The sequence below is a fragment of the Citrobacter amalonaticus genome (assembly GCF_002918555.1).
GTDB classification, from domain to species: domain Bacteria; phylum Pseudomonadota; class Gammaproteobacteria; order Enterobacterales; family Enterobacteriaceae; genus Citrobacter_C; species Citrobacter_C amalonaticus_A.
The window spans coordinates 316,743-342,559 of sequence record NZ_PQMB01000001.1; the positions used below are offsets into that span (position 1 = coordinate 316,743).

Annotated in this window: 25 protein-coding genes, 3 tRNA genes and 1 pseudogene; 15 read left to right on the top strand and 14 right to left on the bottom strand. The window is 48.6% G+C overall.

The genetic code is table 11. The features are described 5' to 3' along the window. From fliO to rcsA, 5 genes are all read left to right on the top strand, one after another. On the top strand, positions 1 to 375 hold the full coding sequence (gene fliO, locus C3432_RS01615; RefSeq protein ID WP_103774952.1) for a flagellar biosynthetic protein FliO: 375 nt from the start codon (positions 1 to 3) through the stop codon (positions 373 to 375). Beyond that, positions 375 to 1,112, top strand: a complete 738-nt coding sequence (gene fliP, locus C3432_RS01620) for a flagellar type III secretion system pore protein FliP (RefSeq protein WP_103774953.1) — start codon at positions 375 to 377, stop codon at positions 1,110 to 1,112. Before fliO ends, fliP begins: the two co-directional genes overlap by 1 nt. Positions 1,113 to 1,121: 9 nt before the next feature. After that, positions 1,122 to 1,391 carry a flagellar biosynthesis protein FliQ gene (gene fliQ, locus C3432_RS01625; RefSeq protein WP_103774954.1) on the top strand — a complete coding sequence of 90 codons (270 nt, stop codon included), beginning with the start codon at positions 1,122 to 1,124 and terminating at the stop codon, positions 1,389 to 1,391. Between the two features lie 9 nt (positions 1,392 to 1,400). After that, positions 1,401 to 2,195 carry a flagellar biosynthetic protein FliR gene (gene fliR / locus C3432_RS01630; RefSeq protein ID WP_103774955.1) on the top strand — a complete coding sequence of 265 codons (795 nt, stop codon included), beginning with the start codon at positions 1,401 to 1,403 and terminating at the stop codon, positions 2,193 to 2,195. 281 nt (positions 2,196 to 2,476) lie between these two features. Beyond that, positions 2,477 to 3,100 (top strand): transcriptional regulator RcsA, encoded by a 624-nt coding sequence (rcsA, locus tag C3432_RS01635; protein ID WP_103774956.1) that lies wholly within the window; start codon positions 2,477 to 2,479, stop codon positions 3,098 to 3,100. Between the two features lie 45 nt (positions 3,101 to 3,145). On the opposite strand, the gene dsrB is transcribed toward rcsA, so the two are convergent. Continuing rightward, on the bottom strand, positions 3,146 to 3,334 hold the full coding sequence (dsrB, locus tag C3432_RS01640) for a protein DsrB (RefSeq protein ID WP_003030419.1): 189 nt from the start codon (positions 3,332 to 3,334) through the stop codon (positions 3,146 to 3,148). 134 nt (positions 3,335 to 3,468) lie between these two features. Here dsrB and yodD point away from each other — a divergent pair, with 134 nt between their 5' ends. Beyond that, on the top strand, positions 3,469 to 3,696 hold the full coding sequence (gene yodD / locus C3432_RS01645) for a YodD family peroxide/acid resistance protein (protein ID WP_103774957.1): 228 nt from the start codon (positions 3,469 to 3,471) through the stop codon (positions 3,694 to 3,696). 283 nt (positions 3,697 to 3,979) lie between these two features. On the opposite strand, the gene dgcQ is transcribed toward yodD, so the two are convergent. The 3 genes from dgcQ to C3432_RS01660 all read right to left on the bottom strand — a co-directional run bounded on the left by dgcQ (position 3,980) and on the right by C3432_RS01660 (position 6,955). Next, positions 3,980 to 5,668 carry a cellulose biosynthesis regulator diguanylate cyclase DgcQ gene (gene dgcQ, locus C3432_RS01650; RefSeq protein ID WP_258041580.1) on the bottom strand — a complete coding sequence of 563 codons (1,689 nt, stop codon included), beginning with the start codon at positions 5,666 to 5,668 and terminating at the stop codon, positions 3,980 to 3,982. Between the two features lie 110 nt (positions 5,669 to 5,778). Continuing rightward, positions 5,779 to 5,961, bottom strand: coding sequence for a YodC family protein (locus C3432_RS01655; protein ID WP_103774959.1), 183 nt, complete (start codon positions 5,959 to 5,961; stop codon positions 5,779 to 5,781). 76 nt (positions 5,962 to 6,037) lie between these two features. Beyond that, complete coding sequence (locus C3432_RS01660; RefSeq protein ID WP_181012875.1) at positions 6,038 to 6,955, bottom strand: DUF808 domain-containing protein; 918 nt, start codon at positions 6,953 to 6,955, stop codon at positions 6,038 to 6,040. Between the two features lie 170 nt (positions 6,956 to 7,125). Between C3432_RS01660 and yedA the strand changes: the two genes are divergently transcribed. After that, positions 7,126 to 8,034 (top strand): drug/metabolite exporter YedA, encoded by a 909-nt coding sequence (gene yedA / locus C3432_RS01665; RefSeq protein WP_103774961.1) that lies wholly within the window; start codon positions 7,126 to 7,128, stop codon positions 8,032 to 8,034. A gap of 3 nt (positions 8,035 to 8,037) precedes the next feature. On the opposite strand, the gene C3432_RS01670 is transcribed toward yedA, so the two are convergent. From C3432_RS01670 to drpB, 4 genes are read right to left on the bottom strand one after another with little or no spacing between them, the layout of a single operon-like run. Continuing rightward, complete coding sequence (locus C3432_RS01670) at positions 8,038 to 8,505, bottom strand: very short patch repair endonuclease (protein ID WP_103774962.1); 468 nt, start codon at positions 8,503 to 8,505, stop codon at positions 8,038 to 8,040. After that, a complete protein-coding gene (locus C3432_RS01675) occupies positions 8,486 to 9,916 on the bottom strand; it encodes a DNA cytosine methyltransferase (RefSeq protein WP_103774963.1) in 1,431 nt (476 codons plus the stop codon). Before C3432_RS01675 ends, C3432_RS01670 begins: the two co-directional genes overlap by 20 nt. Before the next feature lie 50 nt (positions 9,917 to 9,966). Further along, entirely contained in the window at positions 9,967 to 10,665 is a 699-nt protein-coding gene (locus C3432_RS01680) for a phosphohydrolase (RefSeq protein WP_103774964.1), read from the bottom strand. A gap of 52 nt (positions 10,666 to 10,717) precedes the next feature. Continuing rightward, a complete protein-coding gene (gene drpB, locus C3432_RS01685) occupies positions 10,718 to 10,987 on the bottom strand; it encodes a cell division protein DrpB (protein ID WP_146050917.1) in 270 nt (89 codons plus the stop codon). Positions 10,988 to 11,665: 678 nt separating this feature from the next. Here drpB and ompC point away from each other — a divergent pair. Continuing rightward, on the top strand, positions 11,666 to 12,766 hold the full coding sequence (gene ompC, locus C3432_RS01690) for a porin OmpC (protein ID WP_103774966.1): 1,101 nt from the start codon (positions 11,666 to 11,668) through the stop codon (positions 12,764 to 12,766). 98 nt (positions 12,767 to 12,864) lie between these two features. On the opposite strand, the gene C3432_RS01695 is transcribed toward ompC, so the two are convergent. Further along, entirely contained in the window at positions 12,865 to 13,374 is a 510-nt protein-coding gene (locus tag C3432_RS01695; RefSeq protein WP_103774967.1) for a DedA family protein, read from the bottom strand. Positions 13,375 to 14,129: 755 nt separating this feature from the next. Between C3432_RS01695 and C3432_RS28215 the strand changes: the two genes are divergently transcribed. Then, positions 14,130 to 15,191 carry a methyl-accepting chemotaxis protein gene (locus C3432_RS28215; RefSeq protein WP_181012859.1) on the top strand — a complete coding sequence of 354 codons (1,062 nt, stop codon included), beginning with the start codon at positions 14,130 to 14,132 and terminating at the stop codon, positions 15,189 to 15,191. A gap of 86 nt (positions 15,192 to 15,277) precedes the next feature. Further along, positions 15,278 to 15,874, top strand: coding sequence for a dienelactone hydrolase family protein (locus tag C3432_RS01705; RefSeq protein ID WP_103774968.1), 597 nt, complete (start codon positions 15,278 to 15,280; stop codon positions 15,872 to 15,874). A 350-nt stretch (positions 15,875 to 16,224) separates the two neighbouring features. Here the strand turns inward: C3432_RS01705 and dcuC are convergent, their stop codons facing one another. The 3 genes from dcuC to C3432_RS01720 form a co-directional block, all read right to left on the bottom strand. Then, positions 16,225 to 17,586 (bottom strand): C4-dicarboxylate transporter DcuC, encoded by a 1,362-nt coding sequence (dcuC, locus tag C3432_RS01710; protein WP_103774969.1) that lies wholly within the window; start codon positions 17,584 to 17,586, stop codon positions 16,225 to 16,227. Beyond that, entirely contained in the window at positions 17,583 to 18,839 is a 1,257-nt protein-coding gene (pepT, locus tag C3432_RS01715) for a peptidase T (protein ID WP_103774970.1), read from the bottom strand. Before pepT ends, dcuC begins: the two co-directional genes overlap by 4 nt. Before the next feature lie 1,097 nt (positions 18,840 to 19,936). Continuing rightward, positions 19,937 to 20,026, bottom strand: a tRNA-Ser gene (locus C3432_RS01720). Positions 20,027 to 20,119: 93 nt separating this feature from the next. Here C3432_RS01720 and mtfA point away from each other — a divergent pair. Both mtfA and C3432_RS01730 read left to right on the top strand, forming a co-directional pair. Further along, entirely contained in the window at positions 20,120 to 20,917 is a 798-nt protein-coding gene (gene mtfA, locus C3432_RS01725; RefSeq protein ID WP_103774971.1) for a DgsA anti-repressor MtfA, read from the top strand. 100 nt (positions 20,918 to 21,017) lie between these two features. Next, positions 21,018 to 21,093 (top strand) — tRNA-Asn (locus tag C3432_RS01730). Positions 21,094 to 21,162: 69 nt separating this feature from the next. Here C3432_RS01730 and cbl read toward each other — a convergent pair. Together cbl and nac are read right to left on the bottom strand one after the other, a co-directional pair. Then, positions 21,163 to 22,113 carry an HTH-type transcriptional regulator Cbl gene (gene cbl / locus C3432_RS01735; protein WP_103774972.1) on the bottom strand — a complete coding sequence of 317 codons (951 nt, stop codon included), beginning with the start codon at positions 22,111 to 22,113 and terminating at the stop codon, positions 21,163 to 21,165. 101 nt (positions 22,114 to 22,214) lie between these two features. Beyond that, entirely contained in the window at positions 22,215 to 23,132 is a 918-nt protein-coding gene (gene nac, locus C3432_RS01740; protein WP_103774973.1) for a nitrogen assimilation transcriptional regulator NAC, read from the bottom strand. Between the two features lie 327 nt (positions 23,133 to 23,459). Here nac and C3432_RS01745 point away from each other — a divergent pair. The 3 genes and pseudogenes from C3432_RS01745 to shiA all read left to right on the top strand — a co-directional run bounded on the left by C3432_RS01745 (position 23,460) and on the right by shiA (position 25,774). After that, positions 23,460 to 23,535, top strand: a tRNA-Asn gene (locus C3432_RS01745). 145 nt (positions 23,536 to 23,680) lie between these two features. Next, positions 23,681 to 23,782, top strand: a pseudogene (locus C3432_RS27900) (Arm DNA-binding domain-containing protein); the annotation flags it as partial. A gap of 675 nt (positions 23,783 to 24,457) precedes the next feature. Beyond that, positions 24,458 to 25,774, top strand: a complete 1,317-nt coding sequence (gene shiA / locus C3432_RS01750; protein ID WP_103774974.1) for a shikimate transporter — start codon at positions 24,458 to 24,460, stop codon at positions 25,772 to 25,774. Positions 25,775 to 25,817 lie beyond the last annotated feature (43 nt).

Sequence of the window (25,817 nt, forward strand, 5' to 3'; positions counted from 1 at the left end):
ATGAAACCCCAGGCCACAGTACAGCAGCCTTCAGCCGTACCCGACTCACCGCTGATGCAGGTGAGCGGCGCGCTACTGGGGATCATCATCCTGATTCTGGCAGCGGCCTGGATAATTAAACGTCTGGGCTTTGCGCCCAAAAACGCCAGTACGCGTGGTCTGAAGGTATCCGCCAGTACGTCACTGGGGCCACGTGAACGGGTGGTGATTGTCGATGTGGAGGATGCGCGGCTGGTGCTCGGGGTTACGACAGCACAAATCAATGTGTTGCATATCCTTCCGCCTGCGCCCGCTGAGGCTGAACCGCTCCCCCCTTCCCCCGGGGATTTTCAGTCCATCATGAAAAATTTGCTTAAGCGTTCCGGGAGATCCTGATGCGTCGCTTGCTATCCCTTACGCTTACCGGGCTGTGGTTGCTCAGCCCGGCCGCATTCGCTCAACTGCCAGGTCTGGTAAGCCAGCCGCTGCCAGGCGGCGGTCAGAGCTGGTCGCTCCCGGTGCAGACCTTAGTCTTTATCACCTCGTTGACCTTTATCCCCGCCATTTTGCTGATGATGACCAGTTTCACCCGCATCATCATTGTTTTTGGCCTGCTGCGTAACGCGCTGGGGACACCTTCCGCGCCGCCAAATCAGGTCCTGTTAGGCCTGTCCCTGTTCCTGACGTTTTTCATCATGTCGCCGGTCATTGATAAAATCTACGTCGATGCGTATCAGCCCTTCAGCGAAGACAAAATTTCAATGCAGGATGCGCTGGAGAAAGGCGCGCAGCCGCTGCGCGAATTTATGCTGCGTCAGACGCGCGAAGCTGACCTCGCGCTGTTTGCCCGTCTGGCAAATAGCGGCCCGCTACAGGGACCGGAAGCCGTACCGATGCGTATCCTGCTCCCCGCGTATGTCACCAGTGAACTAAAGACCGCATTCCAGATAGGCTTCACCATTTTTATCCCGTTTCTGATTATCGACCTGGTGATTGCCAGCGTACTGATGGCTCTTGGGATGATGATGGTTCCCCCGGCCACCATCGCACTCCCCTTCAAACTGATGCTGTTTGTGCTGGTTGATGGCTGGCAGCTGTTGGTCGGTTCCCTTGCACAAAGTTTTTACAGTTAGAGGGACAAGATGACTCCTGAATCCGTCATGATGATGGGCACCGAAGCGATGAGAGTCGCCCTTGCCCTCGCCGCACCTCTGCTGCTGGTCGCCTTGATCACCGGTCTTATCATCAGCATTTTGCAGGCCGCCACGCAGATAAACGAAATGACGCTTTCGTTTATCCCTAAAATCGTGGCGGTGTTTATCGCCATTATCGTTGCCGGTCCATGGATGCTTAGCCTGCTGCTGGACTATGTGCGCACCCTGTTCAACAACCTGCCTTATATCATCGGGTAATCCAGGCCCATGCTACAGGTGACAAGCGTAGAGTGGCTCCACTGGCTGAGCCTGTATTTCTGGCCATTATTGCGGGTACTGGCGCTCATCTCCACGGCCCCCATCCTGAGCGAGCGATCGGTTCCCAAACGCGTTAAGCTGGGGCTTGGGATTATCATCACAATCGTGATCGCCCCGTCACTGCCGCCAAACAACGTGCCGATTTTCTCTTTTGACGCCCTGTGGATGGCGATGCAGCAAATCCTGATTGGCATCGCGCTCGGTTTTACCATGCAGTTTGCTTTTGCCGCAGTGCGAACGGCAGGCGAAATTATCGGGCTACAGATGGGGCTTTCCTTTGCGACATTTGTCGATCCGGCCAGCCATCTGAACATGCCGGTGCTCGCCAGAATCATCGACATGCTTGCCATGCTGCTGTTTCTGACCGTTAACGGCCACCTGTGGCTAATCTCGCTACTGGTGGACACTTTCCACACGTTGCCCATTGGCGATAATCCGGTCAACAGCAACGCGTTCCTGGCATTAACGCGCGCGGGGGGGATGATTTTCCTCAACGGGCTGATGCTGGCGCTGCCGGTCATCACCCTGCTGCTCACGCTCAATCTGGCGTTGGGCCTGCTAAACCGGATGGCACCCCAGCTCTCGATATTTGTCATTGGCTTCCCGTTGACGTTGACGGTTGGCATTTCGCTGATGGCGGCGCTGATGCCATTAATCGCGCCTTTCTGTGAACACTTATTTGGCGAGATTTTCAATTTACTGGCAGATATTGTAAGCGAGCTGCCGGTTAATAATAGCCCATAACTTTTGTCATGTTTTCCTAAGGATTATCTTAAAAATAAATAATCAAAACATCTACCAGAATATATCTGCCGCGCCTTATTAGTTTTTACTCTACTCACATAACGCAACATTTACTTTACTTTAAGATAATTCCAGGCAAATTATATGTAACTTTACGGGATAGTAAGTCCGCCTTAAAACTCGCGAAAGCGTTACCCAGGGCGATTAATAGTATTCCGTTTAGTTTTGAAGAATTATTCAGGCAAGGGGAATTATCGTTACGCATTGAGTGAGGGTATGCTATGTCAACGATTATCATGGATTTATGCAGTTACACCCGGCTGGGGTTGACCGGGTATCTGGTAAGCAGGGGGGTGAAAAAAAGGGAAATCAACGACATTGAAACCGTTGACGAACTCGCTGTCGCCTGCGATGCACATCAACCTGATGTGGTGTTTATTAATGAGGACTGTTTCATCCATGAGCCATCTAACAGTCAGCATATAAAGCAGATCATTAATCAGCATCCCAATACGTTATTTATTGTTTTTATGGCGATTGCCAATGTCCATTTCGATGAATATTTATTAGTAAGAAAAAACTTATTGATCAGCTCAAAATCAATCAAGCCGGAATCCCTCGATGACATTCTTGGTGATATCCTGAAAAAAGAGGCTGATATTGCCAGGATAGTTAATTTACCCACGTTATCTTTAAGCCGAACGGAATCGAGCATGTTACGTATGTGGATGGAAGGCCAGGGAACCATTCAAATCTCGGATCAAATGAATATTAAGGCGAAGACCGTATCCTCCCACAAAGGAAATATAAAACGAAAGATAAAAACGCATAACAAGCAAGTTATCTACCATGTTGTGCGTCTGACGGATAATGTGACAAACGGCATTTTTGTCAACATGCGCTGAGACAACCTGACGGGTGGACTGTCCACTCGTCAGGTTTAAACCGCGTTACTCTACCTTTTCCACAAAGATACCATCCTGATGCCCTGACTCATTAAAGAACCAGATCCCGAGCGGGTAATCTTCCAGCGAAACCAGGTACATAGTGCCTTCACTAAACTCTTCGATTGCCAGTACCACGCCTGGGCGACGTGGACCGCCGTCCGTTTTGACTGTGACCCGATCATTCACCTTCATTGTTATCCTCCTGTGGCTTTGTGCCAGTGTAGAACAATTTTTCTGTGCTGACAGCGCCCACCGGGTGTGAATGGTGGTTTTCTCTACGGTCTATACTTAATAAATATCCGTAACGGGTAAATGAGGTGTTGAGGATGAAAACCGCGAAAGAGTATAGCGATACCGCCAAACGCGAAGTCAGCGTCGATGTTGATGCACTGCTGGCAGCGATTAATGAGATCAGCGAGAGCGAAATTCACCGTAGCCGCGACGACCCGGAAAGAGTCAGCGTTGATGGCCGCGAGTACCATACATGGCATGAATTGGCAGATGCGTTCGAGCTGGACATTCACGACTTTAGCATCACAGAAATTAATCGCTGAATGCCAATAAAAAAATCCCGACTCCGCAGGGAGTCGGGATCAAACTTGCTTATGCAAGAAGCACTTGAAAATTCGTTACACCAGGAAATCTGATGTGCGGACTACCATATACGCTATTTTTTGCTCAGACAAGTGAATATTTTTGTGCTGAATGATTAAGACCACTAATGGTTACGTCATCCATTGAACCGGTTTCAGCGATAACCCCACGTCCTGTCGGGATCGGTTCCACGCATCCCACGTGTTATGCGTCATCCTGGTTTAGGATTATTCCTGGAAAAAGTTATTCATCCCGACTGCAAACACGGTTACGTCCTATCTGTTTTGCCTGATACAACCTGCTGTCTGCGATTGACTGTAACTGTTCAAAATCATAATCGTCAGTTTCCTCCGCCCCGCTCACGCCAAGCGACGCGCTGACACGTATCGTGGTGCTTTTTGCCACCAGGATCTCTTTATCATTCAGTCGCCGACGGATGCGTTCTGCAATACGTTCGGCCTGAGCCAGCGAGGTTCCCGGCAGGACAACGCAAAATTCCTCGCCCCCAACCCGTCCGGCAATGTCCTGGGAACGCAGCGTGCCGCTGATTAAGCCCGCGGCATGAGAGAGGACGCGGTCGCCAGCCTGATGCCCAAAGCGGTCGTTGATACTTTTAAAATGGTCTAAATCAATCTGAATCACCGAAAACGGCTGATGCTGTGTCCGACAGCGCGCGGCCTGCGTGCGTGCCTTTTCAAACAGCGCCCCCCGGTTGTAGAGACGAGTCAGCGGATCGTGCCATGCCTGCCACTGCAGCGAGCTTTGCAGCACAAACATATTGCTCACCATATGGCGGATTACCGCCCAGGAGATCAGCAACATCGCGGTAAACAGTACCCAGAGCAACGACAGCGCAATACTGATACTGCCGAAATCCCCCTGAACCCCTTCGCTTAATGTGTGCACACGCACCAGTATGCCGTCAAAATGATCCAGCCGCTCCCAGCTGATATAGCGACTGCCCATGCGGGTACCGCCCTGGGTATCATGCTCGATATCGTTTGCCAGCTGCGCCAGCTCGCGCTCATCAAAGATGTTAACGTTACGCTGCTCTGGTGTGGAGGTTGTCAGCAATTTGAGTTGGCTGTCATAAAGCTGGTACTCCCCTTCAATATCTTTATCAATGGCATCTTCCAGAAATCGCTTCATTGAAGAGACGGGGATTTCCAGCGCCAGCACGCCGTACCAGTACTGGTTATTATCCAGCGGTACGCTCACGATGACCTGCGGCTGTTCGCCGCTCTGAACAGGCAGGGAGGTGAACCAGCGGACGCCGCGCATCCGGTTCTGCCGCTGCGACTGGCCGCTGAACCATGGCTGAATAACAAAGTGGTAATACCGATTGAGAATTTCACTGTCATAGGCGCCAGGCTGTGTGGAGACATAAAATCCAGAACGCGAGATATACATCGCCTGCGAGGCCAGCGATACAGGAGACTGCGCCAGACGCAACAGATAGCCTACCTCCATAGCGGCGATCAGTTCATTGTCTAACCTGTCGATGTCGCGGGAGAGGAATTTCGCTTGCTCGACAAAAGCATCAGACACTCCGTACAGCGGCAAAGTGCGGCGCGTATCCAGCTCAAGACGCCAGAAATGCTCCTTCCGCACCTGCTGGAAATGCGTTACCGCCTGTTGCAGAACGGAGAAATCGAGCGGCGTCACCAGCGCTTCATGCATTCCGTTACGTAAAAACAGCAATTTATCGACATTGAATTGCAACTGCTTATCGAGGGCGTTAGCGACATTTTCCAGATGATTACGCTGACTGGAGATATAAGCCTCCTCCAGCACCACCACTTCACGCCAGGTAAGCAGCGTTGAAAAAACCATCACCACAACAAAACAGATATTTACAACGTGACCGGGTCCAAAACGTCGAGCCAGCCTTTTCAGCCAGCGCCAGTTTTCCATCGTTGTCTCGTACGGCACTCTGACGACTCCCTGGGAGTTATTGTTTTAATCCTGGCATAACGCAATCGCTACGCGGCAGTAATTTTATGAATAACAAAACGCCCGGCCAGAGCCGGGCGTTTTGTTATTCAGGCATCGTCCCGAGAACGCCTGCTATCTCCGGCAACAAGATCGCTCTCATGGAAGGCTTCTCGCTTAACGCCAAAACCATCGTACCAACGACATTCAACCATGCCGCTGGCATAACCCGTGACAATCATACGCGGACCACCCTCTTTGGTGGTAACTTCCTCACTGACCATAAAGACCATACCTGCCTCCTGTATCGAGTGAACTTTTTCACCTTAGCCGAGGATGGCCGATTTTGCATTAGGAGCCGAATGGCATTTAGTGCGATATCCCACGAATTCTCGTAACCACTTTCACTAACCCAACGACCGCGAAACCAATGATAAATCCCAGCACCAGGTTGAGAAGCGTCGGCAACATAAATGCGATAGCACCGCTCTGCTGCTGGGCAAAATCGCCTATCGCGTGATGCAATGGCGCGATACCGTGGACGACAATCCCACCGCCGACCAGAAACATCGCCAGCGTACCAATCACGGAGAGCGATTTCATCAGCCACGGCGCAACAACCAGCAGCCCCTTCCCTAACGCCTGGGCCATCACGTTGGCTTTATCCGCCAGCCAGTAACCCATGTCATCCAGCTTTACAATAATCCCCACCAGGCCATACACACCGATAGTAACCAGTATCGCAATACCTGACAAAACCAGTACCTGATTCAGCAACGGCGCATCTGCAACTATCCCAAGCGTGATAGCCACAATCTCAGCCGAAAGGATAAAGTCGGTTCGCACCGCCCCTTTCACTTTATCTTTTTCAAAGGCAAGGGGATCCTTCGCCGCCAGCGCCTCCAGACGCTGCTGGCGCTCTGCCGGATCTTCCTTGTGCTTGCGAGACGCCAGCGTATGCAGCACTTTCTCTACCCCTTCAAAGCAAAGAAACGCGCCACCCAGCATCAGTAACGGCGTAATAGCCCAGGGGATAAAGGCGCTGATCAGCAGCGCCAGCGGCACCAGAATGACCTTATTGATCAGTGAACCTTTCGCCACGCTCCAGACCACCGGCAGTTCCCGGTTTGCCCGAACCCCGCTGACCTGCTGCGCATTCAGCGACAGATCGTCGCCTAAAACCCCTGCCGTTTTTTTCGCTGCCAGTTTCCCCATAACGGAGATATCGTCCAGAAGTGTGGCGATATCATCCAGCAACGTCAGTAAGCTACTTCCTGCCAAAATAATTCCCTCAGTGTTTTTCTTTTTGAAGTGTAAGTATGAAGTAAAAAGCTCACATCGGAAATGGGCTGCGTGCGTCAACAACTATTTAACATCATCAGGTAATTATAAATCTCGCAAGCCCTGGCGTTTTGACGTTTACTATGTTGCATCTTTTATGTCGACCGTGAGGGATTATGCGTTTCAGGCAGTTATTACCCCTTTTCAGCGCACTGTTCTCCCTGTATATCATTTGGGGTTCAACCTATTTTGTCATTCGTATAGGGGTGGAGAGTTGGCCGCCGTTGATGATGGCCGGAGTGCGTTTTCTGAGTGCAGGCGTTTTATTAACAACTTTCTTACTTCTTCGCGGACATAAGCTCCCTCCTCTGCGTCTGCTACTCAACGCTGCGCTGATTGGCGTTTTGCTGCTGGCCGTAGGAAATGGGCTGGTCACCGTCGCCGAGCATCAAAATGTCCCCTCCGGCATCGCGGCGGTCGTGGTGGCGACGGTTCCGTTGTTCACGCTCTGTTTCAGTCAATTCTTTGGCATCAAAACCCGCAAGCTGGAATGGCTGGGGATTGCGACTGGACTTGCGGGTATCATCATGCTCAACAGCGGTGGCAACTTAAGCGGTAATCCGTGGGGCGCGCTCCTTATCCTGATCGGTTCAATAAGCTGGGCATTTGGTTCCGTTTATGGCTCCCGCATAACGTTACCGGTTGGCATGATGGCGGGTGCCATTGAGATGCTGGCCGCTGGCCTTGTGCTGATGTGCGCCTCGTTGCTGAGCGAGGAAAAACTGACCACGATGCCATCGCTGTCGGGTTTTCTGGCGGTCGGCTATCTGGCGCTGTTTGGTTCGATTATTGCCATCAATGCCTATATGTACCTGATCCGTAACGTCAGCCCGGCGCTGGCAACCAGCTACGCATATGTCAATCCGGTGGTTGCCGTTCTTCTGGGAACAGGCCTGGGCGGCGAGCGGCTGGTATTGATCGAATGGCTGGCGTTAGGGGTGATCGTTTTCGCCGTCGTGCTGGTGACGCTGGGGAAATATCTGTTCCCAGCCAAACCGGCACTCTCCAGCACCAGAGCAGAATAAAGCCTACAGTAAATGAATGCCCTGAGAGTCGATCTGCGCCGTATTTCCACCGCCGCAGATCCACTCCTCCAGCCGCTCTGCCAGGGCCTCATCGGCCAGTTTTTCCCGACCGCGTAGCGCACATTCCCAGACGACTAAGATGCGCCAGCCAAGCTCGCGTAATCGCAGCGTATCGCGCCGGTCGCGCTCGACGTTCTTACCAATCTTTTGCAGCCAGAATTCGGTGCGCGTTGCCGGAACCTTAAACAGATAGCAGCAATGGTGATGCCAGAAACAGCCATGCGTGAAAATAACACAGCGATATTCATCCACCACAAAGTCCGGACGACCGGGAAGCGTCGCATCCTGAACGCGAAACGCGATTCCCAGTTCCGTCAGCACGCTGGCGAGACGTTTTTCAATCGCCGTATCGCGCGTCGCAATGGCGCGCATGTTTTTGCTGCGCGTGGCCTTATCGTGAACGTCCGCCATGCTGACTCTCTTGCTGGCGTCGCGCAACGACCTGGTTAATCTTAGGTTCCAGCAGTTTTGCCACTGCGGCAAACACCGGAACGACAACAGAGTTACCAAACTGACGGTAGGCCTGCGTATCTGAAACCGGGATGCGGAACCGATACGCCTGCGGCGACTCGAACCCCATCAGCCGCGCGCACTCTCTTGGCGTTAAACGACGCGGACGATGCTGTTGATTCAGCGGGTCGTCAAAATTCATCTCGCCGACCGCCATATTCCAGCCGCGATCGATCAGGATTTCCGCGCCATCTTTGTAATAGCGTGCCGACAGCGTCCGCGTCACGCTCTGCGGATTTTGGGGATAAACCATTCCGTAACCAAATCCGTTCCCCCTGGCCTGATGCTTTTTGGCATAGCGGTACAAATACTTCCACAGTACCGGCGTCAGCACATATTTTGCGTCAACCTCAGGTTCGAGCAGCTCTGCCAGCGTAACGCGACGCTCAGGATAGCAAGCGGGAATATCACGCAGCGTAAAGTCCTGTTTCAGGTTGAGATCGCGCCGGAACCCCACCAGGACAATACGTTCACGGTGTTGCGGTATGAAATATCGACCATCAATGATCTTCGGATCGTCCGGCCCGTTATCCGCGGCGTCCGCCACGTCATAGCCCAGCTCATCCAGAGTTTGCATGATGATACGGAACGTTTTGCCCTGATCGTGACTCTTCAGGTTTTTGACGTTCTCAAGAACAAAAATGGGGGGACGTCGCGCATCAATGATCCGCACGACGTCAAAAAATAGCGTCCCCTGCGTGTCGCAGGCAAAACCGTGCGCGCGTCCCAGGGCATTTTTCTTCGATACCCCCGCCAGCGAAAAAGGCTGACAGGGAAAACCGGCCAGCAGCACATCGTGTTGAGGAATATGCTGGCGAATGTGTTCCGCCGCCTGTTGATCGCTGACGCCTTCACGGTGGCTCAGCGTAATATCACGGATATCGTCATTAAAGTGGTGTTCAGCCGGATCGCAATAGTAGTTGGCTTTATAGGTACGAACCGCGTGCTTATTCCATTCGCTGGTAAATACGCACTGGCCGCCGATTGCCTCAAAGCCACGACGAATGCCGCCAATACCGGCGAAGAGATCGACAAAGCGAAACGCGTAGTGCGGATGATGCGCGGGCGGCTCAGGTAACAACGTCCTCAGATGTGCCAACTCATTCTCGCTAACGCGGTGCCACACGGAGGCGGCAACCACACGTTTCAAGATAGCCGGACTCCAGTGATTCTCTCCAACCCCATTCAGCTGCGCCACCAACGTTTTCACGTCATAGATTTCCAGTAATTTACCCAGCATCGCCTGAACTGCGACTGCGGTATTGTCTGCTGTCAGGTCATGGGAGCCTGTGACTGAAAGATTTTGCTGCATATATTCAACCAGCTAAAAGAGAGTGCCGTCAGGTTAACATAAAATAGGGGTCACGAGGGGTCAGGGGTAAAGGTATGAATGACTGACCGATCCAGCCCTGCATACTCACCTTTTAATTCTGCGCTGAGTTTCGCCATAAAGGTGACCAGGAATTGCGCATTGTGCCGGGCTAATGCTTTTCCGCGCTCAGTTTTCATGGTTTTCGGTAACGTGAGTAACTTTGTCTGAAAGTGATCGAGGGCAAACTGTTTATCGTTAAGCTCTCGTTGTGTGGCAAACGGATCTTCGGCATCAAACAGTCCAGCGCCTAATGCTCCGGAGATGGCAAAGACGCGTGCCAGCCCGATAGCGCCCAGCGCCTCAAGCCTGTCGGCATCCTGGACAACTTTTGCTTCAGGCGTAACAGGAGGAATATTCGCGCTAAAGCTATGTGCCTCAATCGCGTGACTAACCGCCTGCAGGCGGTCATCCGGAAAAGCAGGAAATTCATGGGTTAATATGCGCCAGGTTTCCGCTGCGGCCAGCGATGACGAGCGGTGACGTTCAGGATGATTTTTCGGCAGACTGACAATGTCATGAAAATAACATGCCGTCAGGACCACCAGCCAGTCGATATTTTCATCAGCACTCAACTGTTGGGCAGTTGCCCAGACGCGACGAAAGTGAAAAATATCATGAGCTGCATCCTGTTGTTGATGATTCTCCTGCAGCCACCGCTCAAATTGCATTTGCCAGTGTTTAAGATCCACATTGCCTCCTGTCCGCTAAGGAGCGTTACAGTAGCAACTTACGCTCATCCTTTCACCCATGATTGTTGCGAGGCCGCGTGTACCATGCGATGCCACCGAGCATCACTCCGACAACCCCCAATACCATAAAGCCCAACAGGGCGCCTAACCACTTCCCGGCGGTCGATCCTAAATCACTTTCAAATCCGGCAACGGGAACGGCATTAAGGAAGCTAACCACCCACGCGTAACGAACCATTGCCCAGACAAAGTAGCCGCAAAAAGCGTAGAAAACCCACAATGCCAGTTTGCCTCCCAGGCTACGGGTTGCTTTTTCTTCCATAGTGGTCAAACGTAACTCCATTTTTGTGATGTAACTCAAACGACATAATTTCATACATTATGTGATTTTTATCACATTTTCACGCGTAACGTGTCACTGTTCAACACATACTCATTTATTCTGCATATAGTTTGATCTCGGGCAAAAGGACTCAGCTTCCCGAAATCACCGGGTATCTTGCCAGCAGGCCGGGAATACTTCTGTTTTTCATCACAGAAGCATTCCTGACACTAATAACACGAAAAGTCCGCAATACGAATGTTCCTTTTATTCAGGCTGTGTCATTATCACACCGTTATTAGCCTTTTATCGTCAACTACTTATTTTTACCCTCATTTACCGGCATTTTGCCGGTTTTTTTTGCCTTACCATCAGCAACACAAATGAATTTTAATAATTTATTTCAAAAACAAATTATATTATCACCTTAAATAAATAAAACTGAATACATACAAAATTGAAATAAAAAACATCAATAAGATGAATGCATTGAAATCAATACATATAAAATGAATTACAAATTATCGTTTTGAAACATTCTGAAATACTTTAAATTCATTTGTTACATGTTATTTTTAAAATAATATGAACTTAATAGAATAGTATCCAAATGTGCTCTTTTGGATAACAGCACTTATTCATACATTCATGAAATTTATTGTCATAAGGGAATACATAATGAAAAGAAAAGTACTGGCAATGCTTGTCCCGGCGTTATTAGTTGCTGGCGCGGCAAATGCGGCTCAAATTTATAACAAGAACGGCAATAAAGTAGACATCTACGGTAAAGTTACCGCCCTGCATTACTTCTCTGATGACGCCGGTGATAATGGCGACAAAACCTACGCTCGTCTGGGCTTCAAGGGTGAAACTCAGATCAATGACCAGCTGACCGGTTACGGTCAGTGGGAATACAACTTCAACGGTAGTAATCCTGAAAGCGCTCAGAAAGGCGACAAAACCCGTCTGGCGTTTGCTGGTTTGAAATTCGCTGAATACGGTTCTTTCGACTACGGTCGTAACTACGGCGTAGCTTACGACGTTGGCGCATTTACCGACGTTCTGCCGGAGTTCGGTGGCGATACCTGGACTCAGACAGACGTGTTCATGACCGCTCGTACCACTGGCGTTGCTACCTACCGTAACACCGACTTCTTTGGTCTGGTTGACGGCTGGAACTTTGCCGTTCAGTACCAGGGCAAAAATGACAGTGCTAGCCCTGCTTTCCCGAAAGGACGTGATGTAATCAAATCCAATGGTGATGGTTTCGGCCTGTCCACCAGCTACGAGTACGAAGGTTTCGCTGCTAGCGCCGCTTACGCAAAATCCGACCGTACTGATGGTCAGGTCACTTATGGTAACAACCAACTGAACGCATCCGGTGACAATGCAGAAGTATGGGCTGCAGGTCTGAAATACGATGCGAACAACATCTACCTGGCAACTACCTACGCTGAAACCCAGAACATGACCGTATTCGGTAATGATCACATCGCTAATAAAGCGCAGAACTTTGAAGTTGTGGCTCAGTACCAGTTCGACTTCGGCCTGCGTCCTTCCATCGCTTACCTGAAATCCAAAGGTAAAGATATGGGTCGTTTCGATGACCAGGATCTGGTTGAATACGTTGAGGTCGGCGCAGCCTACTACTTCAACAAAAACATGTCCACCTACGTTGATTACAAAATCAACCTGCTGGATAACGATGACAAATTCTACGAAGACAACGGTATTGCTACCGACGATATCGTCGCTGTTGGTTTAGTCTACCAGTTCTAATCACCATAACCTGTAGCGTAGCCCGTCGAAATACGGGTTACGCTACAACAAGCCTGAGTTCAGCTTATATACTGCTCAGAGCCAGCTCTTTTCTGGCTTCAGGAAAAGAGAGGAACCACAAGGCGAAGCCCTCCAACATACAGCACAGACCATGCCCCCGCAGAAAGTAAACTCACTGAATACACCATCGCAAGGCGAAGTCGTAACATCCCCGCCACCAGCGGAACAATGTAGCGTAATACAGCAATGAAACGGGAAGTAAACAGGACCGGCACAGCCCCGTTATGCAGTCGACGGCGAATGCGCACCATGTTATCGGCATGACGGGACATTGCGCGGCCAAGCCAGGGAATGTGCGCCATCATCATACCAAGATGATAACTGACAATACTGCCGCTCCATGCTCCAGCCATAATTGCCCCCCCTGTCACCCAGGAAGGAAGTGTCGCCTGACTCAGAGAAATGCCTGCAATGAGCATCACCGATGCTGGCGGTAATAGCGACGATATCAGGAAAGTTGATTTCGTGAACGCGATCGCGAAAAGAAGCGCCCCCAGGCTGACTGGATGAAGCGCAAAATGATCCATCAGGGCGTTAATCCACTCCATCAATCCTCCGACACCGTTTCACCACCAGGCGCTATTTAATCGCAAGGAGGCTCAATCGCACCTCAACACTGGCGCAGGTATTACGATAAAAGTGATGGCGGATAGCTCCGCTTCAGCGCTAACTGCCTGAACTATCGCGAGGAGAGGATCGCGAACGCTTATAGATGCTGCGACCTGACGCAAGTGCAATTCAGAAAATATTAATAATATTTGATGGTCCTCTTCTCAGAAGAGTGACTTAACGTTCTGAAAAAACGTAACAAAGATACACTCTGATTTTAGCTAAAGCCGCTATGCTCTCCATAGCTGATGAAAACAATAATGAAGTTAGATTTAAAATAATTCTCATGTTTTTTCCCACCTCCAGCAAAAAAGAGAGGCATTTACATATCATTTGTATTAAGTCGGCATAATAAACCTCCCTAATGAAATTTAAATCCGTCACTCCCCGTATAAAATAACTTCCCTGATATCCTGCGGTAACCCTTAATCGTAACACGCATTTTTATTACAACCAGTCCGCCACCTGACGCGGAGAAATCAGACAAACAAAATATAATCATTAAATTGATGCAAATCAAATTGGTCCGGGAATAATAACTCAATTATGTAATAGTCATTTATTTAACTATTCAGTAAAAATTACAAATGGCGCAAGTGAATAAAAAACACTATTGACATCAATTGGAATGCGGTTGATAAGATATATATAAAATAGCAACCTTTTAACATGATAAATGTGACGGATAAAAATCATGATCAGACGCCTTATTACAAAAATAACAATGTTTGCGGCAAAAAGTGAAGAGAATCAGAGCAACCCAACCCAGTCCGGCATGGCTCATGTAACACCCCCTACGCAGGAGGTAAGCTATGATCCTCAAAGTCACATTTTATGCAGTAGCATCGTCTCTGGTATCTCAACACTAAAGCTAATAAGAGAATCAATCATTACCACGCATGAGAAACTCAGCGTCGAAAAAGACAAAATCACAGAGTTAAACAAACAAAACAGTCTGGCAATGCATTCCGTTGAATCACTGGCTGTTGAAATTAATAATGCGGGAACAAAGTCATCCGAAATAAAAGATAAAATGACTGAATTTAAATCTTCATTACAACAGATAAATAATCATATAAAAGACATACAAAAAATAGCCAATCAAACCAATTTAATTGCGATTAATTCAGCGATTGAGGCCGCCCGCGTCGGTGAATCAGGAAGAGGATTTAGCGTCATATCAAAAGAGGTGCGGGAACTGGCTGAGAATGTAAAAATTTGCACCGATCAGATTTTTTCCCAGACGGAAACCCTGCAAAAAAATGGCCTCAGTGTAGATGTTTCTATAGAAAGCCAGCTCATCATTATTACTAACATCGTTAAGCATATTAATGAAGTTGTTTACTCCATAAAAATTATAATTGAAAAATCAGCTGCGATGAAATCCATAATCGATTACATAAGCAACCTGCTCTTTCTCAGTATCATAAAAATGGATCATGTCATCTGGAAAATGGAACTATACAAGAACCTCACGAATAAAAATTACGCGGAAGAAATGACGTCATACAGTAAGTGCAGGCTGGGCCAGTGGTATTACAGTAATGATGGAAGATGTTTCTCCCATTTGATGGGATACAAAAGCCTTGAATCTCCTCATCAAATGCTACATGACTCCGGAGTGCTTGCTCTTGAATATTCTCAGTCCGGGGAGCATGAGCTTATGTCTCTTGCGTTGAAAAGAATGGAACAGGCCAGCGATGAAGTGATGAATCAACTAGAAATTCTCGGTGTCGATATGTTCAGGGAACTATAAAAAGTACCATACAGCAGTTTATGAAAAAAACGTTTCATATCAGATTATCGAAAACGAAACGATGAAATATTCAAAGGAGATTATTAGTGTTTACACTTCTGGATAAAAATGACAATGCAGTAATCGTACTACATGAAATTTATGGAATAAATAATCATATAAAAAGTTTTTGTGAAGAATATCATAAATCAGGATTCGATGTATATTGCCCAAACTTTTTGAATCGTGAAGAACCCTTTTCATACGATCAGCATCCGCAGGCTTTCGATTACTTTATGAAATTCTGCGGGTTCGACACATCAACTGTCTTTAAACTGATCGCTGAACTGAAGGAAAAATATAAAAAGGTCATCATCGTTGGATTCAGCGTTGGTGGCACAATCGCCTGGCTTTGCTCTGGCAATACGCTGTGCGATGGTGTTGTCAGTTTTTATGGCAGTCGAATTCGTGACTATACTGACAACATCCCTGTCTGCCCTACCCTTGTGATTCAGGCGAAGTATGAAGAGGCATATGATCCATATTTTCTTCAGCATAAACTAAGTCAGTACTCGTTAGCATCTTTCCATATATTCAACGGCTACCACGGATTTTGTGATGCATGCAGTAAAACATTTAATCCACAGGAGGCGGAAAAAGCCATAGCCCTTTCTCATGAGTTTATAAACTCAATCATTAAATAAACCGGTTAATATTTCATATAATAAAATCACTACATTTTTAAACAGCTAAAAAACGATCGGTGTAACATTTGTGTAATGGGGTCTGTTACTCATTATGCAAATGCAAAACATAAACTTTTATACCTGTATAAGAGATGCGCTATGTTGCTTCACGTTCCTGCTGTATACACAGACACTCTCTCTATTGGATTTAATTTATAAAGTTCAAACAATCAGGCATAACACTCATAACATACCTGAAAATAATACCAGGCATCCCTGGTATTTTATTTTTGATATCTGAAATATTAAATTTCAGCGCAGTTAAACTTTCGGGTTTACAGATCGAAGGTTTAACTTTTTACAAATGGTTAATAGAAAATGCCGATAATCATAGTATGAAAAATAAAGCCAACAATGAGTGGCAGGGCTGTACGTTTAACCACTTCGAACGGAGCAATATTTGCTCCGCTGGAAACCGCTATCACCACGCCGGACACAGGTGATATCGCCCGCCCCATATGGGAGGCCTGTTGCATGGGCAGGATCATTGCAATGGCATTAGCTCCCATACTGGCAGCTATCTGAGGGATTAGTTCAACAAAAGCCAGAAACGGTGCATTGCCCGATCCCATAATGACTGCGGCAGCCAGCGTCACCAATGCAAATACAACAGCCATCGCAAACGGCGGTAACCCAACATGCTCTGCCATCATGATCAGTTGATCAATTGCGCCTATAGCTTTAATCCCATGCGCAAACACGCCTGCAGCGACCAGTAACCCAACCACTCCGGTAAAGGCCGTTCCCATTCCTTTCAGAAAATGGGTAAAACCATCACTTACTGCTTTCAGATCAAAATTTCTGCACCATTCAACCATCATGCAGATAGCCATTGAGATCAGGACAATCGTGATGATATTCAGATTAATACCACTGGCAAACATTTCTGATGATCCTACAGCCATCAGTATTGGCAGCATTGGGAGTAAGGCATAATAAGCGGGCGCCTTTCCTGAATCAGTGACCGCTGTTGTACCAATTTCATGAGGTAATGTTCCAGCTTTACGATCACAGTACTGCTGCCAGAAAAAATGGCAGATACCGACCACCACCACAGTTGCCAACGCAGCAGGCCCCTGATGGTATACAACGTACTCCACCACATCCATATTGACAGCTTCCGATCCCCGGATGGCATCAATAGCCGTAGGGGTATATGCCACCCCAAGCGAAGTGGCGATCACCCCTGCAGCAGAGGCCGCAGAAAGCCCTAATCCGAGCATAATAGGGAACATTGTGCCCATCAATAAAACGGCAAGCCCGGTAGCGGAGGGGATGGCCAGCTGAAGGAGACTGGCGAACAGATAAGAGAAAAAAAGCAAAATATAAGGGGAACGTAACGCCCCCAATGGACGGGTCACCACCCGAACGACCGCTTCATTCGCCCCGATATGATCCATATAATGAGCGAATCCCATCAGCGCCATAATCATCAGCCCAAGATCAGCGGCTCGGGTACTGAATAAGTTACGCATTACTTCGAAAGGATCGAGAAAAGCAATCCCTGTGCCAGCGACCCCCTTCGGTAGTACAGTGCCCCATCCTGTGAGCCAGGTACATAACATCAGTACAAGCCCCGCAATGAAAAGCACCGGTTCAGCACGATATCCTTTCAGAATTAAACGAGCGACCATCACGATAACAAGCAGGGCAATAAAAACCTGAATCATGACTGACGACTCCCGGCAGCAAACTCATCAAAAGTTTCCTGAACGACAGCAACGACCACGTCACTGGCGGCCTGGAGGGAACGCACCGGAAGATATTCATAAACAGAATGGAAATTATGAGCCCCGGTAAAAATGTTCGGGCAGGGTAAACCTTTTTGTGAAAGAACGGCACCGTCATACCCCCCGCGCATCGCCACGGGTGCCGGAACGATCCCACATCGCTTATAGGCACGTAAGGCTATATCAACAGGATAATGGGCCTCTCCCTGAAGGCTATTGAACACATTTGCATATCGATCGGTCAGATGGCAGACCACGCTACCCTCCCCCCAGAGTGCACACGTGCTTTCTGTCAGCTGGCGAATAAATACCATCCGGGACTGATAGCCTTCTTCACTGAAATCCCGTATATCAAGTTTGAGTACCGTTCGGGCACTGTTTCCCTGTAACTGCTTGACCCAGTAGTAACCCTCGCGGCCTTCCGTATACTCCGGCGCTTCTCCCCCCGGTAGCATAGAAATGAATTTGTGCGCCATCAGGAGAGAATTCTTAAGCTTGCCTTTCGCTGACATAGGATGTGCAGACTGACCGGTGAAAATTATTTCAGCGTCACCGGCATTCCAGTTTTCATAAACGAATTCACCAATACCACAGCAATCAAGGGTGTAACCAAAATCAGCACCAAAACCAGAAACATCGAAGGCTTTTGCACCGCGTAATCCCTGCTCCTCATCCGGTACAAAGCCGACCTTCACTTCACCGTGTTTTATATCAGGATGCGAAATCAGGTACTGCAGGGCATTCATGATGGCAGCGATAGCCGCTTTATCATCTGCCCCCAGAAGACTGGTGCCATCGGTCACAATAAGGTCATCGCCAATATAATTTTTCAGCTCCGGAAATTCACTCTCACGCAGATAAATGTTCAGTTCCGGGTTCAGACATAGATCTCCTCCTTTATATGGCTTTCGCTGTGCTTTTGTATCTGCAGCCTGTTCAGCACTGGTATCCAGATGACCAAAAAAAGAAACGATGGGAATGTTTTCGTCCGTGTTCGCAGGGAGAGAGGCCGTAACAATAGCGTTATCCCTGAGGATAATGTCCTTCATTCCTAATGCTTCGAGTTCGGAAACCAGTAGCTGCGCAAGAACCATCTGACCGGGTGAAGATGGCATAATCCCATTGGCACCATTTTCACGCGAAGTGGTGGTGTTGATTTTTGTATAATTAATAAACCGTTCGACAATATCCATTGTGATATTTCCTTCGATATTCGATTGAAGTCTGTTGGTTCAGAGTGATGTGTACACTCCGTTTGGATCAGAGAATAGTTAAAAACTAGTGGTCATCCATGAACACTAGTTTAGTAACATAGGTATTGATAACGAGAAGAGGTATTTAAACAGGCATTTTTTCTTTTAAATCTCGGGCGTTCTCCTTGATTTTCATGTTTACAGTTAACTCTATGGCGCCAACTTAATCAAGTGACAAGAAAAGTACAATATAACAACTGATTAAAACACGCTTCGCTTACTATTCTCAGAGCTAAAATTAACCATGCAGGAACAGAAAATCCATGATCCATCTCACATTAACTCAAATATTTTATTTTTTGTTAATGCACATATTTTATAAAAACATTACATCATCTTCATTATTCAGAGCTGTATTTAAAAATAAACCAATAATTCGCACACCAATAACCACTTAGCGTTAATATAGATATCTGGCTATCACAGCACTGACTAATAAAAATCATCATCCGGATCCTGCATCATCCACCATGCTTTATATTAGCAATGCTAATGCCAAATAATTACACTAATTAAAATGAGAAACTGTTCGCGAAGACTGGTCATACCAATAAAGGTTGACTCACATCAATAAATACAACGCTATACCTTTATTTATTTTTTGCACCTTGTTATAGATACAATCATAATAACAATAACTCTCCTGTCTGCTGTGTATTAAGCAGCCCTCTTAACAGAGAGGCTGCTTTTATTTTTCGCACCTCTAAAAGTGATATGAAATTTAGAATAAGGCAGATTAATACTGTTAACATATGCCATTAATCTTTACATAATGCCTGACTGCGCATTCCATGACCTTAAAACGAAAAACATTTCAGATTACCAGGTCTGAGGTCAGAACATCAGAAACTCAGTAGTCATTAGCCCGAATCTCAGGTTGGGGTGTATGGCCGGAAGGTACAAATAAGTCCTGCACTGAAGCGAGAAATGTGATTTTAAACGTAGCGCCAGGTGTCTGTCTGACGCTATTTTTTCTTATCAGATTTTCTCAACGGGACTTAGGTCACTGATAAAAGATATGGTAAGTGCTTGAATAGTGGCGGAGAGAGGGGGATTTGAACCCCCGGTAGAGTTGCCCCTACTCCGGTTTTCGAGACCGGTCCGTTCAGCCGCTCCGGCATCTCTCCGTTCTGGTAGTTGCCATGATGCCAGGTAATTTGGCATTTTAACAGACCCTGTCCCTTCAATTTTGTTCAAGTGACGAGTTTGCGAGCAAAACGATGATTAAGTGGCCCTGGAAAGCACAAGATACAACGCAAAATGAACTCTTCCCCTGGGAGGAAGCCTTTGCTATTCCCCTTCTGGTGACGCTTAATGCGCAGGAGCAAGCCCGATTAATCGCACTGGCCGAGCGGTTCTTACAGCAAAAAAGACTGGTCGCACTTCAGGGGTTCGAACTCGATCCGTTAAAAAGTGCGCGTATTGCGCTCATTTTTTGTCTGCCAGTCCTTGAGCTCGGCATCGAATGGCTTGACGGCTTTCATGAAGTGCTTATCTATCCTGCGCCGTTCGTGGTTGATGATGAATGGGAAGATGACATCGGTTTAGTGCATAACCAACGTGTCGTTCAGTCAGGTCAAAGCTGGCAACAGGGTCCCGTCATCCTGAACTGGATCGACATTCAGGACTCCTTTGACGCTTCAGGATTTAACCTGATCATTCATGAAGTGGCGCATAAACTGGATATGCGTAATGGCGATCGCGCCAGCGGTATTCCGTTTATTCCACTGCGTGACGTTGCGGGTTGGGAACACGATCTGCATGCGGCCATGAATAATATTCAGGATGAAATAGATCTCGTCGGCGAGACCGCATCCAGTATAGATGCGTACGCTGCCAGTGACCCGGCGGAGTGTTTCGCCGTGCTGTCAGAATATTTTTTCAGTGCGCCAGAGCTGTTTGCACCACGTTTTCCTGCACTGTGGCAACGGTTCAGACAGTTTTATGATCAGGACCCGCTACAGCGACTGCGGGATAATCAGGAAGAAGATAATCAGCAGTCATCTCAGGTACACTAATTCGCTGTTTTGAGGATTAATTAACCACTTGAAATAGAATGCTAATTTTACTGTTGACACCGTGTATTGAGGTCAGTATTATGCGCCTCGTTCAAACGATTCCTCTGTAGTTCAGTCGGTAGAACGGCGGACTGTTAATCCGTATGTCACTGGTTCGAGTCCAGTCAGAGGAGCCAGATTCAGAAAAGCCCGCTTTTTAGCGGGCTTTTTGCTTTCTACGACTGACAACTAAATGTGATTATCCGTCAAATTTGATAATCAATTGCGGGTTCATCCGACTCCATCACCTGACGTTTTATCTCATCGACTGACAGCCCCGCATTGCATAATTCAATAAAGCGCCAGACATAATTACGTTGAAGCTGCCCGCGTTTCAGCCCAAGCCAGACGGTATTGGCGTCAAACAGATGCCGGGTATCCAGTCGAACCAGAGAGCCATCCTCATACTCGCCGCCAGATTGCTCAGCGACTAACCCAATTCCCAGCCCAAGTGCGACATAGGTTTTAATCACATCGGAGTCCTGAGCGCTTAATACAATATCCGGCTGTAGCCCCTTACGCGCAAACGCCTCATCAATACGCGAGCGCCCCGTAATCCCCTGTCGATAGGTAATCAACGGCCATTGTGCGATAGATTCCAGGGTTAACGGAGAAACCTGAGCAAGCGGATGATCCGCAGGGACCAGCAAGCTGTGGTGCCAGCGAAACCAGGGAAAGGCAACCAGAAGCGGCTCGTTGCTCAAACGCTCACTGGCAATGCCGATATCTGCCCCACCGTTTTGCAGCAGTACCTCAATCTCTTGCGGCATCCCCTGGATCAACTCCAGGCGCACCTCGGGAAACAACTCGCGAAATGCCTTGATTACGCCAGGCAGACTGTAACGCGCCTGCGTATGCGTCGTCGCAATTGTCAGCACGCCGGTTGTGTCATTGATAAATAAATCGGCAAGCCGACGAACATTGCTGACCTCGTTCAGAATACGTTCGGCAATGACCAGTAACGCTTTACCTGGCTCTGTCATCCCGAGCAGGCGCTTGCCCCGTCTGATAAATATTTCGATGCCAAGCTCATCTTCAAGCTCACGGATATGGCGGCTTACTCCCGACTGTGAGGTATAGAGCATGTTCGCAACTTCCGTCAGATTGAACTCCCGCCGGGCTGCTTCACGGATAATTTTTAGCTGCTGAAAATTCACTCTTCGCTCCGGATCCATCAGACATTACGCTATTGTTAAAGTCTGATGTCCGGCATAACAAATAATAAAAACCTGCATCTTATTCCTCTAAGGAATAACGGCTAGCTGACCAACTGCAGCGCACGATTCTCAACGGCCGGGCTACCTACCAGAGACAGCAATATCTCTTTTACCGCCTGCGCCTGCGGCGATAAGCTACATCTGGCCGACATATTTAAAGATAGCGACAGACTCATGGCTGGCGTGGTGATGCGCGCCATCCAGCCGTTTGCCGCCCCGCATAAAGAACGCGCGGCCGATTCAGGCAATACGGTAACGCCCATTCCACTGGCAATGGCCGCCGTTAACGTCGCAATCGACTCAATTTCACCAATCACTTTTGCCGTTAAGCGACGTAATGAAAAAGCTTCATCGACGCGCGAACGAACCGCGCTGTATTCCCGCGGGAGGAACAGATTCATCTGCGCTATCGTGGTGAGATCTACACTCGGTCCAGGGCACTCGGACGTCCCGACAAGAAAGAGATCCTCTTTCAGTAATGGTTGACTGCTGATCCCGGCAACCGGAGAACGTTCATAAAGTACAGCCATATCCAGCTGACCATTCAGTAACTTCTCGTTTAACCCAGCCCCACTGTTCTCATGCAGATAAACCAGCACGTCCGGCAGTTCTGTACGCACGGCCTGGAGCAGCGGCATCGTCACGGAGGACGCGGCGGTACCCGGCGCAAGACCAATCGACACTTTCCCGCTTAATATTTGCCCCGCATTGTTGACGGCCAACTGCGCCTGCTCACATTGCCGGAGGATCGCCCGTGCATGGGTATAGAGGATTTTTCCTGCTTCAGTCGGCATGACGCCACGTTTGGTGCGAATCAGCAGTTGCTGATCGAGTTCTCCCTCCAGTGTCGCAACCTGCTGGCTCAGCGCGGGTTGTGCAATGTGCAACACTTCAGCAGCCTGAGTCAGGCTACCAATATCGACAATTTTTACGAAGTATTTCAGACGTCTGAAGTTCATACTGCCTCCTGTCCCGAATGCCAGAACCAATGCTGGCAGTTATCTCAGAAAGGAGTAGCAAAATACTTGCCAGTTTCAGTGCTGCACTGTTTTTAACGCTAATTCCCCGTCAAATAAGAGATTATAATTACTGAACCCCCTGCCCCTTCGCACCAGCACTTTCCAGGCTGCCCCATCAGAGATAACTACGCACTATTATGGGGCGTGATTATCAGAAGATCGAAAGTTCGCCGCTTTGCTGATTTTGTCAGCAAACGAACGCACAATCGCATTTCCCCCTTTGACAACCCCCATCTCCATCGCTAATATGCGCCTCGTTCAAACGATTCCTCTGTAGTTCAGTCGGTAGAACGGCGGACTGTTAATCCGTATGTCACTGGTTCGAGTCCAGTCAGAGGAGCCAAATTCCGATTCTTACGCTTCCCTGTGTGTCTTTATTCGATTTAGATTCAACAGGTTAGCGTAGAAATCTTTCCCGATGCGTATTCAGTTTTCCCTCCGCATCCGGTTGATTGGGGTCAGGCTGTTTCAATTATGGAATGCCCCATATCTCCCTTAATGATTCAAAAATCCACAGTTTAAAACCTTCTTCCAGACCTATAAAACGCTCCCATTCGCACAATCTGTTCAATCCTGGCAGTTTACGTATCTGCCCAAAAAACCAAAACCTGATACCGCTTTCCCCTGCACGCCGATAGCCCCTGAGTTTTGTCGGGCCTGCAACGATACCTGAGCGCCAGGGCGTTAGCCGTTGAGGTGTCGTGTGGCTGCAGTTGTGCTTTCTGAATAATCCCCCAACTACATCAATGGGCTGGTACCGGTCGAAAGGGCTGCTTACAGGCTGGAGCTTACTTCATGGTAAAGAATGCAGATTAGAGGAAACTATACGATTAGCTGACCGGCTTGCGGAGCGGTCAAAGAAAAAAGGGAGCATGGTTGATGTACACAGGCGCAGGCAGACGAACAACATGCCATTAACGACACTATCGCTGCGATGCCGGATTTAAACACAGGAATTCCATTTCCAGTTATGCCAACTGACCAGGCCATGAGATAGATTCAGTCAGGCTCAGCTGATGATTTTAGATAGCGCCCTTTATGATGTGACTGGCGTAATCAGGCATATAAACTGATGGGATATTCTGAAAATTCCCTTCGCCCACCCCTGGGTGTAAAATATTCATTGCACTTCCCATTTGGGCAAAAAATCGTTTCCTCTTTGCGCCAGTCGCGGTAGTCTCATAAAAGCTGACAGAGTGCCAGCCGCAATGTGTACAATTTTATTTCCATTCTAATAACTAAAAATGAGTACAGACAGGATAACTATGGACTCCACTCTTATCTCCACACGCTCTCAGGAGGAGACCCCTTCGCTTGGCCGTGCCCGACGCGCGGCGCTGGGCAGTTTTGCTGGCGCAGTCGTCGACTGGTACGATTTTCTGCTCTACGGCATCACCGCTGCGCTGGTCTTTAACCGTGAGTTTTTCCCCCAGATTAGTCCGGCGATGGGGACACTTGCGGCATTTGCCACGTTTGGCGTTGGATTCCTGTTCCGCCCACTCGGTGGCGTGATTTTTGGTCACTTCGGCGATCGACTTGGCCGTAAACGCATGCTGATGCTAACGGTCTGGATGATGGGCATCGCTACCGCCTTAATTGGCATTCTGCCCTCCTTTGCCACCATAGGCTGGTGGGCGCCAGTGCTGCTGGTCACACTACGGGCTGTTCAGGGATTTGCCGTCGGCGGTGAATGGGGTGGTGCGGCCCTGCTATCGGTGGAAAGCGCGCCGGAGAATAAAAAAGCATTCTACAGCAGCGGCGTCCAGGTCGGCTATGGCGTAGGTCTGTTGCTCTCTACAGGACTGATTTCACTTATCAGCATGACGACCACCGACGAGCAATTCCTGAGCTGGGGCTGGCGTATCCCGTTCCTGTTTAGCATTGTGCTGGTTCTGGGCGCGCTGTGGATCCGTAACGGCATGGAAGAGTCAGCCGAATTTGAGCAGCAACAGCAGGAAGATAAGCCCGAGAAACAACGCCTGCCGGTGATGGAAGCGCTTATCCGCCATCCGGGCGCGTTTTTAAAAATCATCGCCCTGCGCTTGTGTGAGCTTCTGACGATGTACATCGTCACCGCTTTTGCACTTAACTATTCCACGCAAAATCTTGGGCTACCGCGTGAGTTATTTCTCAATATCGGATTGTTGGTCGGCGGACTTAGCTGTCTGACCATCCCCTGTTTTGCCTGGCTGGCCGACCGCTTCGGGCGTCGCCGCGTCTATATTACCGGCGCACTGATTGGCACACTCAGCGCATACCCGTTCTTTATGGCGCTGGAAGCACAATCAATATTCTGGATCGTTTTCTTCTCAATTATGCTGGCCAACATCGCCCACGACATGGTGGTCTGCGTGCAACAGCCGATGTTCACGGGCATGTTTGGCGCGGGATACCGTTACAGCGGTGCAGGTGTGGGGTATCAGGTTGCCAGCGTGGTTGGCGGTGGGTTTACGCCATTTATCGCTGCTGCCCTGGTCACCTTCTCGGGTGGAGACTGGCACAGCGTTGCCATTTACCTGTTAGCTGGCTGTCTGATTTCGGCCACCACCGCATTAATGATGAAAGATAAGCAACACGCTTAACCTCTGTGCGAAGGCCATTCGGTCTTCGCACTTTCTTCCTCAA

Coding starts and splice junctions, on each gene's coding strand:
- nac (WP_103774973.1), bottom strand. CDS start 23,132: ATGAACTTCAGACGTCTGAAATACTTCGTAAAAATTGTCGATATTGGT.
- yedA (WP_103774961.1), top strand. CDS start 7,126: ATGCGTTTCAGGCAGTTATTACCCCTTTTCAGCGCACTGTTCTCCCTG.
- rcsA (WP_103774956.1), top strand. CDS start 2,477: ATGTCAACGATTATCATGGATTTATGCAGTTACACCCGGCTGGGGTTG.
- pepT (WP_103774970.1), bottom strand. CDS start 18,839: ATGGATATTGTCGAACGGTTTATTAATTATACAAAAATCAACACCACC.
- yodD (WP_103774957.1), top strand. CDS start 3,469: ATGAAAACCGCGAAAGAGTATAGCGATACCGCCAAACGCGAAGTCAGC.
- C3432_RS01675 (WP_103774963.1), bottom strand. CDS start 9,916: ATGCAGCAAAATCTTTCAGTCACAGGCTCCCATGACCTGACAGCAGAC.
- C3432_RS01695 (WP_103774967.1), bottom strand. CDS start 13,374: ATGGAGTGGATTAACGCCCTGATGGATCATTTTGCGCTTCATCCAGTC.
- mtfA (WP_103774971.1), top strand. CDS start 20,120: ATGATTAAGTGGCCCTGGAAAGCACAAGATACAACGCAAAATGAACTC.
- ompC (WP_103774966.1), top strand. CDS start 11,666: ATGAAAAGAAAAGTACTGGCAATGCTTGTCCCGGCGTTATTAGTTGCT.
- fliQ (WP_103774954.1), top strand. CDS start 1,122: ATGACTCCTGAATCCGTCATGATGATGGGCACCGAAGCGATGAGAGTC.
- shiA (WP_103774974.1), top strand. CDS start 24,458: ATGGACTCCACTCTTATCTCCACACGCTCTCAGGAGGAGACCCCTTCG.
- drpB (WP_146050917.1), bottom strand. CDS start 10,987: ATGGAAGAAAAAGCAACCCGTAGCCTGGGAGGCAAACTGGCATTGTGG.
- fliR (WP_103774955.1), top strand. CDS start 1,401: ATGCTACAGGTGACAAGCGTAGAGTGGCTCCACTGGCTGAGCCTGTAT.
- C3432_RS01655 (WP_103774959.1), bottom strand. CDS start 5,961: ATGGTCTTTATGGTCAGTGAGGAAGTTACCACCAAAGAGGGTGGTCCG.
- dsrB (WP_003030419.1), bottom strand. CDS start 3,334: ATGAAGGTGAATGATCGGGTCACAGTCAAAACGGACGGCGGTCCACGT.
- C3432_RS01670 (WP_103774962.1), bottom strand. CDS start 8,505: ATGGCGGACGTTCACGATAAGGCCACGCGCAGCAAAAACATGCGCGCC.
- fliP (WP_103774953.1), top strand. CDS start 375: ATGCGTCGCTTGCTATCCCTTACGCTTACCGGGCTGTGGTTGCTCAGC.
- dcuC (WP_103774969.1), bottom strand. CDS start 17,586: ATGATTCAGGTTTTTATTGCCCTGCTTGTTATCGTGATGGTCGCTCGT.
- C3432_RS28215 (WP_181012859.1), top strand. CDS start 14,130: ATGATCAGACGCCTTATTACAAAAATAACAATGTTTGCGGCAAAAAGT.
- fliO (WP_103774952.1), top strand. CDS start 1: ATGAAACCCCAGGCCACAGTACAGCAGCCTTCAGCCGTACCCGACTCA.